10 protein-coding genes are annotated in these 14,517 nt (G+C 71.2%); 3 read left to right on the forward strand and 7 right to left on the reverse strand.

Annotated elements, in window-relative coordinates; translation table 11 throughout:
* The first annotated feature begins 458 nt into the window (after window positions 1–458).
* Complete coding sequence (locus ACZ5FU_RS17335; protein ID WP_451528988.1) at window positions 459–908, forward strand: PTS sugar transporter subunit IIA; 450 nt, start codon at window positions 459–461, stop codon at window positions 906–908.
* A gap of 80 nt (window positions 909–988) precedes the next feature.
* Entirely contained in the window at window positions 989–2,659 is a 1,671-nt protein-coding gene (gene ptsP / locus ACZ5FU_RS17340; protein ID WP_468645619.1) for a phosphoenolpyruvate--protein phosphotransferase, read from the forward strand.
* A 69-nt stretch (window positions 2,660–2,728) separates the two neighbouring features.
* Here the strand turns inward: ptsP and ACZ5FU_RS17345 are convergent, their stop codons facing one another.
* Together ACZ5FU_RS17345 and ACZ5FU_RS17350 are read right to left on the reverse strand one after the other, a co-directional pair.
* A complete protein-coding gene (locus ACZ5FU_RS17345; RefSeq protein ID WP_469045514.1) occupies window positions 2,729–3,634 on the reverse strand; it encodes a hypothetical protein in 906 nt (301 codons plus the stop codon).
* 90 nt (window positions 3,635–3,724) lie between these two features.
* Window positions 3,725–5,692: an acetoacetate--CoA ligase gene (locus ACZ5FU_RS17350; RefSeq protein WP_469045515.1), complete on the reverse strand. Its 1,968-nt coding sequence runs from the start codon at window positions 5,690–5,692 to the stop codon at window positions 3,725–3,727.
* Window positions 5,693–5,905: 213 nt separating this feature from the next.
* Here ACZ5FU_RS17350 and ACZ5FU_RS17355 point away from each other — a divergent pair, with 213 nt between their 5' ends.
* Window positions 5,906–8,284, forward strand: coding sequence for a glycoside hydrolase family 31 protein (locus ACZ5FU_RS17355; protein ID WP_468837643.1), 2,379 nt, complete (start codon window positions 5,906–5,908; stop codon window positions 8,282–8,284).
* On the opposite strand, the gene ACZ5FU_RS17360 is transcribed toward ACZ5FU_RS17355, so the two are convergent.
* The 5 genes from ACZ5FU_RS17360 to ACZ5FU_RS17380 form a co-directional block, all read right to left on the reverse strand.
* Window positions 8,275–8,811, reverse strand: a complete 537-nt coding sequence (locus tag ACZ5FU_RS17360) for an NUDIX domain-containing protein (RefSeq protein ID WP_451781283.1) — start codon at window positions 8,809–8,811, stop codon at window positions 8,275–8,277. The genes ACZ5FU_RS17355 and ACZ5FU_RS17360 overlap by 10 nt on opposite strands.
* Before the next feature lie 45 nt (window positions 8,812–8,856).
* A complete protein-coding gene (locus tag ACZ5FU_RS17365; RefSeq protein ID WP_451781281.1) occupies window positions 8,857–9,681 on the reverse strand; it encodes a M15 family metallopeptidase in 825 nt (274 codons plus the stop codon).
* Window positions 9,682–9,851: 170 nt separating this feature from the next.
* Window positions 9,852–10,457: a GTP-binding protein gene (locus ACZ5FU_RS17370; protein WP_451528981.1), complete on the reverse strand. Its 606-nt coding sequence runs from the start codon at window positions 10,455–10,457 to the stop codon at window positions 9,852–9,854.
* Window positions 10,438–14,094, reverse strand: a complete 3,657-nt coding sequence (locus ACZ5FU_RS17375) for a hydantoinase B/oxoprolinase family protein (protein WP_451528980.1) — start codon at window positions 14,092–14,094, stop codon at window positions 10,438–10,440. The genes ACZ5FU_RS17370 and ACZ5FU_RS17375 overlap by 20 nt, the downstream gene beginning before the upstream one ends.
* A gap of 24 nt (window positions 14,095–14,118) precedes the next feature.
* A complete protein-coding gene (locus tag ACZ5FU_RS17380) occupies window positions 14,119–14,514 on the reverse strand; it encodes a DUF742 domain-containing protein (protein WP_451528979.1) in 396 nt (131 codons plus the stop codon).
* Between the last annotated feature and the right edge of the window lie 3 nt (window positions 14,515–14,517).

Raw genomic sequence — 14,517 nt, forward strand, 5'->3', positions numbered from 1 at the left:
CACCCGAGAGACTCTCTCAGGCTTTCCTCCGGGCGCTTCCCTTCGGTCTTGCGTTTCCGACTCTATCAGACCGTTTCCCGATCCGATTTCCTCGGCGCTTTCCAGGCCCCCGCTTTTCCTTCGCGGTTTCCTTTCCGGCGGTTCCGACTCTATCAGTGAATTTCCTTCCTCCTGACCACCGTCTCGCAGGCATGCGAAAGATGATCAAAAGTTAGGGTCTGACAAGTTGGATGCTGCCCGGTTAAGCGCGCTCATCGGCGTCACTCACCCTCAAGCAGGAGTACGACTGTACACGGGGCCACGGAGCGCGTGCAAATCGATTAGGCTAGTGGTCTAGACCACGGATCGGGATCACTCGTACAGAACTGGTACTTCATATGACATACCCTGCTGCACAGTGCGCCGTCCGGGACTGGTAGTGACGGCCCATATACATCTCCACCCCTGGGAGGCTTCCCATGACCACCGTGACGTCCCCGTTGGCAGGACGCGCCATCGGACTGGCAGCAGTGCCCGATCCGGTCTTCTCCGGGGCCATGGTCGGCCCCGGTACGGCCATCGACCCGGTGCGTGAGCCCTCCGAGGCCGTGTCACCCGTGGACGGAGTCATCGTCTCCCTCCACCCGCACGCCTTCGTGGTGGTCGACGCGGAGGGACACGGCGTACTCACTCATCTCGGCATCGACACCGTGCAACTGAACGGCGAGGGGTTCGAGCTGCTCGTGAACAAGGGCGACACGGTGACCCGCGGACAGGGCATCGTGCGGTGGGATCCCGTCGCGGTCGAAGAAGCCGGCAAGTCCCCGGTGTGCCCGGTCGTGGCTCTGGAAGCCACGGTCGACGCCCTCGGTGATCTCCGCGAGGACGGCGACGTGAAGACTGGCGACGTTCTCTTTTCCTGGCGCTGAGCCGGGCCGTCGTGCGAATGACGGCAGACGGGACAACCACCGCGGCGGCGGGACCCGCCGCACTACCGGAGACGGGTGAGATGGAGACAACGCTGCGAGGCGTCGGCGTGAGCCACGGTGTGGCGATCGGCGAGGTTCGGCACATGGGAACGGCGGTCCTCGAACCGCCCGCCAAGCAGATCCGGGCCGAGGAGGCGGAGCGTGAGCAGGGACGCGCCCGCCAGGCCGTGGACGCTGTGGCCGCCGATCTGATGGCGCGCGGCAATCTGGCGGGAGGCGAGGCCCAAGCGGTGCTCGAAGCTCAGGCCATGATGGCCCAGGACCCGGAACTGATGGCGGACGTGGAGCGACGCATCGCCGTCGGAAGCACGGCCGAGCGTGCTGTGTACGACGCGTTCGCCGCCTACCGCGAGCTGCTGGCGAACGCCGGGGAGTACCTCGCCGGTCGCGTGGCCGACCTCGACGACGTGCGGAACCGTATCGTCGCCCGTCTGCTGGGGGTCCCGATGCCGGGCGTCCCGGACAGCGACGAGCCGTACGTGCTGGTGGCGCGGGATCTCGCGCCGGCCGACACCGCACTGCTGGATCCGACGCTGGTACTCGGGTTCGTGACCGAGGAAGGCGGACCGACCAGCCACAGCGCGATTCTGGCGCGGGCGCTGGGCGTGCCGGCCGTCGTGGCACTGCCGGGTGCCGGTGAAATTGCCGAAGGGACGGTCATCGCCGTCGACGGCAGCACCGGCGAGATCTTCGTGGATCCGACCGAGGATAAGAAGGCGCAGCTCGAAGCGGCGGCGGCGGAGCGGAAGGCGGCCCTGTCCGCCTCGACGGGACCGGGCGCCACCGCAGACGGACACAAGGTGCCGCTGCTGGCGAACATCGGTGGCCCGGCCGACGTACCGGCCGCCCTCGAAGCAGGCGCTGAAGGTGTCGGCCTGTTCCGTACCGAGTTCCTCTTCCTCGACGACAGCCGGAAGGCTCCGTCGGAGGAGAAGCAGGTCGCGGCGTACCGGCAGGTGCTGGAGGCGTTTCCCGAGGGGCGCGTCGTGGTGCGGGTGCTGGATGCCGGCGCCGACAAGCCGCTGGACTTCCTGACCCCGGCGGACGAGCCGAATCCGGCGCTGGGCGTGCGCGGGCTGCGGACGCTCCTCGACCACCCCGAGGTGCTGCGCACGCAGCTGTCGGCACTGGCGAAGGCCGCCGAAAGCCTGCCGGTCCACCTCGAGGTGATGGCACCGATGGTCGCGGACCGTGCCGATGCGAAGGCGTTCGCCGACGCGTGCCGTGCGGCCGGACTCCGGGCGAAGTTCGGTGCGATGGTGGAGATCCCGTCGGCCGCTCTGCGGGCGCGCTCGATTCTGCGGGAGGTCGAGTTCCTGTCCCTGGGAACGAACGACCTCGCGCAGTACACCTTTGCCGCGGACCGTCAGGTGGGTGCGGTGTCGCGGCTGCAGGACCCGTGGCAGCCCGCGCTGCTCGACCTGGTCGCGCTGTCCGCCGAGGCGGCGAAGGCGGAGGGCAGGAGTTGCGGAGTCTGCGGTGAGGCCGCGGCCGACCCGCTGCTCGCCTGCGTGCTGACGGGGCTGGGTGTCACCTCCCTGTCGATGGGATCGGCGTCGATTCCGTATGTGCGGGCGACGCTCGCGAAGCACACGCTCGCGCAGTGCGAGCGGGCGGCGGCGGCGGCCCGTGCGACCGACAGTGCCGAGGACGCGCGGGAGGCCGCGCGGGCGGTGCTGTCCGGCGAGTAGTCGTCGGTGCCGTGTCCGGCCGGTGAGGAGGGGCGCTCCGTTCGTGCGGCGGAGCGCCCCTCCTGCGTGTCAGTGGTGGTGGCCCGGGGCCGGCCCTCGTTGTCCGTCGTCGGTGAGGTCCGGCGGTACGCAGTAGTCGACGTCGGACTCGGGTGCGATGAGGTCGCCGGATTCGACATCGGTGCAGTAGGCGTCGAAAACCTCACCGGCGGTCAGTGGTTCCAGCCCTTCGCCGCGCAGCCGCCAGCCGTAGACGCGGTCGGGGTTGCCGGCGGAGCTGGTGCGCATGACCAGCCCGCCGGGGCTCCGGGTGGCGACGCCGAGGGCGAGGACGGTGGTGAACTCGAGGACCTCGGCCTCGTCGAGCGGGGTGGTGCCGTCGGCTGCCTCGTCCGCGTGGAGGACGGCGATCAGGGTCTCGGGCGTGCCGGTGACGCTGCACACGAGGTGACGGTCGCCGGACGGTGCCGTGTCCAGGATGCGTGCGAGCAGGTCGGAGGCCTGACCGAAGGCCGCACGGCCGATGTCCTCACCGCACGTCGCGCAGGTTCCGAGGCGGGCCAGGAGGGTGGCCGCGTACTCCCAGGTCGCTTGCCGGACGGCTTCGTCGACCAGCGCGGGTACCAGGTCGGCGAGCGGCTGGCCCTCGTAGGGGAGGGTGGGGCCGGTGGTGGCGAGTTCGGCCGTGAAGCGCGTGCGGTGGGCGGGGTTGTCGGGGTCGAGGCCCCTCGCCTCGCAGAAGTCGGCGTACTCCTGGGGATCGAAGAGGGCGACGGTGGTGTGGGTGCCCTGGAGGGCACGCGTTTTGAGGAGGTCCTCGACCTGCCGGAGGTAGGTGGTGTGGTCGTCGAAGGTGAAGGTGCGGTAGCGCAGCATGGCCCGGAAGTCGTGTTCGTCGGTGAGCAGGCCGATGGTGCCGGCGATCTCGCGGCGCAGGACGCGTCGCATGGTCCAGTGGTCGGTATGTGCCGCCATGACTCCCCCTGTGTGTGCACAGTCGATCAATGCTCACTCACAGTAACCGTCGGCACTGACAACGCGTCCTGAGCTGCGGTTTCCTTTCGGTCAGGCTCGCTTGCGGGCGAGGTCCTCGTAGAAGTGGAGGAGGTCGAGGTTGTCGATGGAGCCCGGGTTGACCGCTTTCTCCAGGGGGGTGCCCTGGAGGAGGCGTTTGACGGGGACCTCGATGCGCTTGCCGGTGAGGGTGTGTGGCACTCCGGGGACCTCGATGACCTCGTCGGGCACGTGACGTGGCGAGAGTTCCTCGCGGATGGTCCGTTTGATGCGGTCGAGGAGTGCCTGGTCGAGGACGGCTCCCGGTGCCAGATGGACGAAAAGGGGCATCCAGTAGCCGCCGTCGGGCCGTTCGATGCCGATGACGAGGGACTCCCTGATCTCGGGCAGCCGCTCCACGGCTTCGTAGATGTCGGCCGAGCCCATGCGGACGCCCTGGCGGTTGAGTGTGGAGTCGGACCGACCGTGGATGACGACGGTGCCCCGCGAGGTGAGGGTGATCCAGTCGCCGTGGCGCCAGGCACCGGGGTAGGTGTCGAAGTAGCTGTCGTGGTACCGGCTGCCGTCGGGGTCGTTCCAGAAGTACACCGGCATCGACGGCATGGGGTTGGTGACGACGAGCTCGCCGACCTCGTCGACGACGGGCCGGCCGCTCGGGTCCCAGGCCTGGAGGTCGGTGCCGAGGCAGGGGGCCTGGAGTTCGCCGGTGTACACCGGAAGGGTGGGGACGGCTCCCGCGAAGCAGGAACAGACGTCCGTGCCGCCGCTGACGGAGGCGATCCACAGGTCGTCGCGGACCTCCTCGTGCAGCCAGCGGAAGCCGTCGGGCGGCAGCGGCGAACCGGTGGTGGCGACGCAGCGGACCTTGGAGAGGTCGAAGTCGCGGGCCGGGTGCACGTCGGCCTTGCGGCAGGCCATCACGTAGGCCGCCGACGTGCCGTAGAGGGTGGCGCCGGTGCGCTCGGCGATGCGCCACTGGGCTCCGGTGTCGGGGTGACCGGGGCTGCCGTCGTAGAGGACGACCGTCGTTCCGGTGAGGAGGCCGGACACGAGGAAGTTCCACATCATCCAGCCGGTCGAGGTGTACCAGAAGAAGCGGTCCTCGGGGCCCAGGTCGCAGTGCAGGCCGAGCTGTTTGAGGTGTTCGACCAGGATGCCGCCCTGGGACTGGACGATGGCCTTGGGCAGGCCGGTCGTGCCGGAGGAGTAGAGCACCCACAGGGGGTGGTCGAACGGGACCTGTTCGAAGGCGGGTTCCTGGTCGGCGGAAGTCAGGGCCGACCATTCCAGGGCCCCCTCGGGGGTCTCGGTGCCGAGCAGGGGGATGTGGACGACGGCACGCAGGCCGGGCAGTTCGCGGCGGAGCTCGGCGACGACGTCGCGGCGGTCGTGTTCCTTGCCGCCGTAGCGGTAACCGTCGACGGTGAAGAGGACGACCGGCTCGACCTGCTGGAAGCGGTCGAGGACGCTGCGGGCGCCGAAGTCGGGGGCGCAGGAGGTCCAGACGCCGCCGACGGCGGCCGTGGCGAGGAGGGCGACGACGGCCTGGGGGACGTTCGGGAGGTAGGCGCTGACCCGGTCTCCGGGGCGGACGCCGAGGCGGCGCAGTTCGGCGGCGAGGGAGCCGACCTGGCGGTTCAGTTCCGCCCAGGTCACCGGCCGGGGTTCGTGGGTCTCGTCGACGTGCAGGAGGGCCGGCTCGTCCGGGCGGCTGGAGGCGGCGCGCAGTGCGTGCTCGGCGTAGTTCAGGGTGGCGCCGGGGAACCACTCGGCGCCGGGCATGGCGCGGTCGCCCAGGACGCGCGTGAAGGGGGTCGAGAAACGGACGTCGAACCACTCCGTGACGGCTTTCCAGAACGTTTCCAGTTCGTCGACGGACCAGCGGTGCAGGGCCGGGTAGCCGCCGTCGGACGGGGCTCCGTGGTGTTCGGCCGCCCAGGTCTGGAATCTGGTGACCTGCGCGCCCGCGGTGCGCTGCGGATCGGGCCGCCAGAGCGGCTCGGGGTTCACGGTCGACATGGGGCGGCTCCCGGACTGTGCGCGTCGTGTGCGTCGCTCGCGCACGTGCTGGGGTGTGCGCGTGACGCGGCTGACACGGACGATGCCATGTGATCGACTTCCACACCAGGGTGTGTCCCACACAGTCCGTGTCGTGAAGATGTGGGTCCGGCACAGGTGAACGGCAGTTGAACGCGACACGCGCGTGGTGCCGTCAGTGGCAGGGTGAGCGACATGGACGGTCGTGACCTGGTGCGTTCGATGAGAATGGTCGGTTCCGCGGGGTCCGCACGGGGGTTGCGCACCGTGCGGGCGGCGTGGCGTCGGCGGCGTGCCGACGCCCTGGCGCTGCCCGCGCGGGGCGTCGAGCGCGCGCGGGTGCCGGGGGTGGTGCGGGACGTGGAGCCGGGACCCGGCGGGGGGACGATCCGGTTCGGCCGATCCGAGCTGGAGATCCGGGTGACGGTGAACGGTGCCGTCTTCTGGGGCTGGGACGGGGCCGGGCCGGAACCGTCGTACGCCCTGGCCGGGCGCGCCCCCGAGGCCGATCCGCGGGCGGTGCTGGAGCCGGACAAGGACGGCGGCTGGCGGGTGGTGGCGGAGCGGGTGACCGTCGTGGTCTCGCGGCACGGGGCGATCGAGGTGCGGACGCCGGGTGGTGTGGCGCTGCGACGGGACCTGCCGCCGCGGTGGTGGGAACCGGCGGACGGGAGCCCCGGACGCTGGATGCAGCGGTCGGAGGTGACGGCGGACGCCCGTTTCTTCGGACTGGGCGGGCGTGCGTGCGGGCCTCGTCTGCGGGCGGGGACCTACCGGCTGTGGAACACCGATCCGGGGCGTGCGCTCGACCGGGGCGACGATCCGCTGCACCTGACGATGCCGGTGCAGCTGGTGGTGGCCGACGCGGCCACACATCTGGCGTTCCACGACACGTCCTGGGACGGCTCGGTGAGGTTGCGGGAGGGCGAGGAGGGGGCCGGCTCCGGGCACGACCGGCCCGGGACGTCCGAGCTGCGGATGGACGGCGGTCCCCTGCGCTGCTGGGTGGTGGTGGGGACCCCTGCGCGCGTGCTGCTCGGCTGGGCCTCGCTCACCGGTGCCCCGGCGGTGCCGCCCGCCTGGGCGTTCGGGCACCATCACGTGCGGGACTTCGGCGACGAGCAGGAGGTGCGTCGTGTCGTGGCCGGCCACCAGGAGCGCGGCCTGCCGCTCGACGTGGTCCACCTCGGCGGTGCCGGCCCTTCGGAGGACGGCCAGGTGTTCGCCGTCGACCGGGAGCGTTTTCCGAAGCCGGCGGTGCTCGCCGAGGAGTTGCGGCAGGACGGGGTCCGCCTGGTGTCGGTCGTCGAGCCTGCCGTACGGGTCTTGCCGGGCGACGCCGTTCACGACAGCGGGGTCGCCGAGGACGTGTTCGTGCGGGACGCCTCCGGGCGGATCGTGGAGGGTGTGGTGCGGGCCGGCGGTTCGGTGTACCCGGATTTCACGCACGCGCGTGTGCGGCGGTGGTGGGGCGGGCTGTACGCGGAGGGGATCGAGCAGGGCTTCTCGGGTTTCTGGCACGGCATGGACGAGCCCACGTCGTCCACCGTCTTCGGGAAGCCGACGCTCCCCAGGTCGGCGCGGCACGCTCTGGAGGGCCGGGGCGGCGACCACCGCGAGGCGCACAACGTGTACGGGTTGTCCATGGCGCGGGCGGGCTACGAGGGATTGCGGGAGCTGCTTCCCGAGGAGCGCCCGTTCGTGTTCTCGCGCTCCGGCTGGGCGGGGCTCCAGCGCTACGGCGGCGCCTGGTCCGGTGAGGTCACCGCGAACTGGGCGGGGCTGCGGGCGTCGCTGTCGCTGGTGCTGGGGCTCGGGCTGTGCGGGGTGCCCTGGTCGGGGCCGGACGTCGGCGGAGTCGACGGCGGCCCGTCGCCGGAGCTGTACCTGCGGTGGCTGCAGCTCGGCTCCCACCTGCCGCTGTTCCGTACCCGTGCGGCTCCCCGGGCGGGGTTCGGAGAGCCGTGGGAGTTCGGCCCCGAGGTGCTGGAGCACGCGCGTGTGGCGCTCGTCGAGCGTCGGCGGCTGCTGCCGTACTTCGTGACCCTGGCGCATCTGGCCCGGCGGACGGGGGCTCCCTGTGCCCGGCCGCTGTGGTGGAGCACCCCCGAGGACCGGGCGTTGCGCGACTGCGAGGACGCCTTCCTGCTGGGTGATTGCCTGCTCGTGGCTCCGGTGCTGGAACCGGGCGCGGACCGGCGGGCCGTGCGGTTGCCGCGGGGCCTCTGGTACGACACGGCGACGGGAAAGCGGTACGCGGGACCGGGCCAGGTTCTCGTCGACGCGCCTCTGGGGCGGATACCGGTGTTCGCCCGCGCGGGTGCGGTGGTGCCCGTGCGCGGGGAGGACGGCGGGCTGGAGTTGGAGGTGTGGGCGCCTGTCCCGGGAGGGGCGGGGGGCGGGCTGGTGGTGCGGGACGCCGGCGACGGCTGGAGCGAGCCCGAGATCGAGCGGTACGTCGTCCGCCGGGACGTCGGCCGGGAGGTCGTCGTGGAACGGGAGGGGGAGGACGGCGGGCGTGAGCCGTCCCACCCCGTGCGCGTGCACGGGCTCGGCCGGCCGGCTCAGATGTAGCGGCCCTCGAAGAACGCCCGCGCGGCGATCGTGTGCAGCGGGAAGGCCAGCTCCTCCGGCCTGTGCAGGAGGTGCCAGCCTCCCGTCTCGCCGGTGGCGGCGGACGTCGGCAGCCGGTCCGCGGGGCGTTCCGGCAGGAGTCCGAAGAGCAGGAGGTGGCCGTCGGGCGAGCTCATCGCGTCGGCGAGGCGTACGTCGCGGCTCGCGGCGACGATGCCGGTCTCCTCCTCGAGTTCCCGGACGACGGCCTGCTTCCAGTCCTCTTGGTGGTCGACGTAGCCGCCGGGCAGGGCGGTGCCTCCGCGCGCGGGAGCGATGGTCCGGGTGATGACGACGAGGGCGGTGCCCTTCGTGTCGTACACGGGCTGGAGCGCGATCGCGACCGGCAGGGGGTTGCGGTAGGCGACGGCGGCGCAGGCCGGGCAGGTGCGGGGCCAGCCGGTGACGCCCTCTCCGTAAGGCGCTCCGCAGCCCGAACAGTGGGAATCGGGAACGGAGTCGGAAGTCGAGTGCTGAGTTTCGGACACGCGCGGACTGTATCCGATCGGCTGCGGGCGTCGTGCGCGGACGGTTCAGGGCGTTGTGGTGAGGTACTTGGCGGAGACGGGGAAGTCGAAGTAGGTCTCCGGGTGGGGTTCGGGCTTGAAGGTGTAGTGCCACCACTCCTCGGCGAGGTTGACGAAGCCCTGCTCCTCCAGGGTGCTCTTCAGGAGCAGGCGGTTGGCCCGCTGTTCTCCCCGGACGCGCGGGTCGAGGGTGTGGCTGAGGGTGTCGAAGCAGTCGAAACCGGTGCCCATGTCGACGGAGTTGTCCGGGAAGCGGTCGCGCCGTGGTGCGAAGCAGGGCACGAGGGGCTCACCGGGCACGTAGGGCCTGGTCGGTCGGGCCGGGAGCCTGACGAGGGTGACGTCCAGGGTGGAGCCGCGGCTGTGACCGGACTTCTCGGCGATGTAGCCGTCCTCGAAGAGGCGGGTCTTGTCGACGTTCGGGTAGAACTCCCCCTTCATGGCTTGGTCGTCGAGGTCCTGGGCCCAGCGGACGAAGTGGTTCACGGCGCGCTGGGGGCGGTAGCAGTCGTAGACCTTGAGCGTGAAGCCCTGGCGCAGGAGCTTCGTCTGGGCCCTGTGCAGGGCTCGGGCGGCCGGCCGGGTGAGGATGCACAGTGGCCGGCGGTAGCCGTCGACGCGTTCGCCGACGAAGTTGTGCGGGGTGACGTAGCGCATGTCCTGGAGGATCGTCCGGTCCACGGCCCGCAGAGCGACGAAGTCCGCCGGGGCTCCGGGGCCGGCGTCCGCGCGGACCGTGGCGGACGCGGTGGTCAGGGCCAGCAGGGCGGCGAGCGCGGTGACGGCACCCCGTGCGGCGCCGGCGCGTACGGCGCTGGAAAGTCGTGTCATGTTCCCTGCCTCTATCAGGACCCGTCCCGCGCGGGAAGACGATCGCGCGCCGTCCGTCCGGTGGGCACCGGCGAGAACCTGCCCCGTGCCGCCACACGCGTGTGAGCCGTCCCGCGCCGCGGCGGGCGGCCCGTACCCCGTTCGACGGGGGTACGGGCCGCCCGTACGCCTCAGACGGTGACGGTCCGGCGAGGGCCGGCATCGTGCTCCATGGCGTGCTGGACGACACCGACCAGCACGTCCTTCACCGAGTCACGGTCGCGGGCGTCGCACAACAGCACCGGTACCGCGTCGTCGAGGTCGAGAGCGCGGCGTACGTCCTCCACGGGGTACCGGACCGCGTCCTCGAAGCAGTTGACGCCGACGAGGAAGGGGATGGAGCGGCGCTCGAAGTAGTCGATGGCGGCGAAGCAGTCCTCCAGACGGCGGGTGTCGGCCAGTACGACGGCGCCGAGCGCGCCCTCGGAGAGCTCGTCCCACATGAACCAGAACCGTTCCTGGCCGGGCGTGCCGAACAGGTACAGCACCAGGTCCTCGCGCAGGGTGATGCGCCCGAAGTCCATGGCGACCGTGGTGGTGTGCTTGCGCTCGACGCCCGTGGTGTCGTCGACCGGCCGGCCCGCCTCGGTGAGGAACTCCTCGGTGCGCAGCGGCCTGATCTCGCTGACGGCGCCGACGAGGGTGGTCTTGCCCACGCCGAAGCCGCCTGCCACCAGGATCTTGAGCGTGACAGGCTCCACCGGGGGCTTGACGCGCTCAGAACGCCCGAAGATCATCGGTTGCTTCTCCTGCTCGATGGGGGGTCGTGGGCGGCGGACCGTAGCCTCCGCCGCCGGGGGTCTCGATGACGAGCACGTCGCCGGGGCCGACGTCCACGCAGTCGCTGCCGCCGAGTTCGGCGACGGTGCCGTCCGCGCGTTCCACGCGGTTGACGCCCAGTGCTCCGGGGGCGCCGCCCGCCATGCCGTAGGGAGGGACCCTGCGGTGCTGGGAGAGGGTGGAGACGGTCATCGGTTCCAGGAACCGGATGCGGCGTACGGCGCCGTCCCCGCCGTGCCATTCTCCCTCGCCGCCGCTCCCCCGCCGGACGGCGAACTCGTCGAGCCGTACGGGAAGCCGCCACTCCAGGATCTCGGGATCGGTCAGGCGGGAGTTGGTCATGTGGGTCTGGACGACGCTCGCGCCGGGAAATCCGTCGCCCGCGCCGGATCCGGAGGCGACGGTCTCGTAGTACTGGTGGCGGTCGTTGCCGAAGGTGACGTTGTTCATCGTGCCGGAGCCTTCGGCCTGGACGCCGAGGGCGGCGTAGAGGGCGCCGGTGATCGCCTGGGAGGTCTCGACGTTGCCGGCGACCACCGCGGCGGGGGGCTCGGGCGCCAGCAGGGAACCTTTCGGCACGATGATCCTGAGAGGGCGCAGGCAGCCGTCGTTGAGGGGGATGTCGTCCGCGACCAGGGTGCGGAAGACGTACAGGACGGCCGCGTTGACGACGGCGTACGGGGCGTTGAAGTTGGTCGCGGACTGCGCCGACGTGCCCGTGAAGTCGACGGTCGCCGAGCGGTTCTCGCGGTCCACGCGCACGCGTACCCGGATGAAGGCGCCGGCGTCGGTCTCGTAGGCGTACTCGCCGTCGTCGAGGGCGTCGATGACGCGGCGCACGGCCTCCTCGGCGTTGTCCTGGACGTGCCGCATGTACGCCTGTACGACGTCGAGCCCGAAGTCCTCGATCATGCGGGCGACTTCGTCGACGCCCTTGCGGTTGGCGGCGATCTGCGCGCGCAGGTCGGCGAGGTTGGTCGCGGGGCTGCGGGAGGGGTACCGGGCCGCGGTGAGCAGGCGGAGGGTCTCCCTCTCCCGGAGACGGCCGTTCTCCGCGAGCAGCCAGTTGTCGAAGAGCACGCCTTCCTCGTCGATGGTGCGGCTGTCGGCCGGCATGGAGCCCGGGGCGATGCCGCCGATCTCGGCGTGGTGGCCGCGGGAGGCGACGTAGAAGAGGACCCGTGGGTCGCTCCCGGTGTCGCGGTCACTCTCCGTGCCGTGGTCGTCCCCCGTGTCGAAGACCGGCGTGATCACGGTGACGTCGGGCAGGTGGGTGCCGCCGTGGTAGGGGTCGTTGACGGCGTAGGTGTCGCCGGGGCGCATGGCGGGACCGCGGCGGCTGATGACCTCCTTGACGCTGGTTCCCATCGATCCCAGGTGGACCGGGATGTGGGGGGCGTTGGCCACCAGGTTTCCGTCGGGATCGAAGAGCGCGCAGGAGAAGTCGAGGCGTTCCTTGATGTTGACCGACTGGGCCGTCGACTCCAGACGGGCGCCCATCTGTTCGGCGATGGACATGAAGAGGTTGTTGAACACTTCGAGGAGCACGGGGTCCACTCCCGTGTCCGGACGGGAACTCTGCGTGACCGCCGTCCGTTCCAGGAGCAGATGCCCGTCGTGTGTGGTCACGGCCCGCCAGCCGTCGTCCACGACGGTGGTCGCGCTGGTCTCGGTGATGATCGCCGGTCCGGTGACGGTCCGGCCGGGAGGCAGTTCCTCGCGGCGGTGGAGGGGTACGTCGCGCCAGGTGCCGCCGGTGTGGAGGCGGACGGTGCGGGGTGGTGCGGTACGGCCTTCGTACGGGGCGAGGGCGGAGAGATCGGGGGGTTCGGTGATGCCGGTGCATTCCACGGAGAGGGCTTCCACGACGACCGGGCGGTCGAGCACGAAGGAGTACGTGGCGCGATGACGTTCTTCGAAGGTGGTCCGCATGGTGGCGGGGTCGGTCAGTTCGACGATGAGGGTGGTGTCGGTGCCGTCGTAGCGCAGCTGGGCGCGGCGGGTGACCCGGACGCGGTCGTCGGGGACCTGTTCGGCCCGGAGTTCGGCGCGGGCCGCCGCCTCCAGGTCGTCGGCCGTCCTGAGGATCCCGGGCAGGGAGGCGGCCTCCAGCGGCGCCTCCACGGACTGTTCGCGCATGGCCGTGGTGTCGGCGAGGCCGATGCCGAGCGCGGACAGGACACCGGCCATGGGCGGTACCAGGACGGTGCGGACACCGAGGGAGTCGGCGACCATGCAGGCGTGCTGACCGCCCGCACCGCCGAAGGTGGTGAGGGCGTAGCGAGTGACGTCGTGGCCCTTCTGTACGGAGATCCGCTTCACCGCGTTGGCGATGTCGGCGACGGCGATCTGGAGGAACCCTTCGGCGACCTGCTCGGGTGTGCGGTGGTCGCCGGCCGTCTCGCGGATCTCGCGCGCGAGTGCGGTGAAGCGGTCACGGACGAGTGCGTCGTCGAGGGGCTGGTCGCCTTCGGGGCCGAACACCTGCGGGAAGTGGGCGGGCTGGATGCGGCCGAGCATCACGTTGGCGTCGGTGACGGCGAGGGGGCCGCCGCCGCGGTAGGAGGCGGGGCCCGGGTCCGCGCCGGCCGAGTCCGGCCCCACGCGGTAGCGGGAGCCGTCGAAGCGCAGGACGGAGCCGCCGCCGGCGGCGACGGTGTGGATGTCCAGCATGGGCGCGCGCAGGCGGACGCCCGCGAGCTGTGTGGTGAAGACCCGTTCGTAGGCGCCCGTGAAATGGGAGACGTCGGTGGAGGTGCCGCCCATGTCGAAGCCGATGACACGGTCGAAGCCGGCGAGCTGGGACATGCGGGCCATGCCCACGATGCCCCCCGCGGGCCCGGACAGGACGGCGTCCTTGCCGCGGAACCGGCTCGCCTCGGCCAGACCTCCGTTGGACTGCATGAACATCAGACGGACGTCGCGCAGTTCGTCGGCGACGTGCCGGACGTAGCGGCGCAGCACCGGCGAGAGGTAGGCGTCCACCACGGCCGTGTCCCCGCGCGGGACGAGCTTCATGAGGGGGCTGACCTCGCTGGACAGCGAGATCTGCGGGAATCCGATGCGGGCGGCGAGTCGTCCCACGGCCTGCTCGTGGGCGGGGTGGCGGTGGCTGTGCATGCAGACCACGGCGACGGCACGCATGCCGTCCTCGTAGGCCTGCCGCAGCGGTCCGGCGAGGGCCTCCAGGTCGGGGGTGCGCAGGACGGTGCCGTCGGCCGCGATGCGCTCGTCGACCTCGACGACCCGTTCGTGGAGGAGTTCCGGCAGGTCGATGCGGCGGGCGAAGATGCGGGGGCGGTTCTGGTAGGCGATGCGCAGGGCGTCGCGGAAGCCGCGGGTGACGACGAGGAGGGTGCGCTCGCCCGTGCGCTCCAGGAGGGCGTTGGTGGCGACGGTGGTCCCCATGCGCACCGCCTCGACGGGCTCACGCGCGTCGCCGAGGAGGGCACGGACGCCGGCGACGGCCGCGTCGGCGTACCGCGACGGGTTGTCGGACAGCAGCTTGTGGGTGAGCAGCCGCCCGTCCGGACGGCGCGCGACGACGTCAGTGAAGGTGCCGCCCCGGTCCACCCAGAACTGCCAGCCCGTCACGTCCTCACCTCGCTTCCGCGCTGCTCACAGCGCTCGGAGGCCGTTGATCACGTCGCGCAGAATACTCTCGTCCGGCAGTTCGGCCGGGGGTACGGGCCGGTTCACATGGACGAATTCCGCGTTCACGAGGTCTCCGACGAGGACACGCACCACCCCGATGGGCAGGTCGAGCCCGGCGGCGAGTTCGGCGACCGACTGGGGGGTGTCCCGGCACAGGTCCACGATGTCGACGTGTTCCGGGGACAGCGCGAGGTCGGCGTCCGGGTCGTCGGCGTGCGGTTCGACCACGACGACCGCGATCAGGTCGAGACGGTGCTGGACCGCACTGGTGGTGCGGCCGCGCGTCATGGCGTACGGACGGACGACCGGTCCGGCCTCGTCGTCGAACCAGTGGCTGCTTCCCTGTCCGTCTGTCCTCATACC

The organism is Streptomyces sp. NPDC031554 (assembly GCF_055580685.1).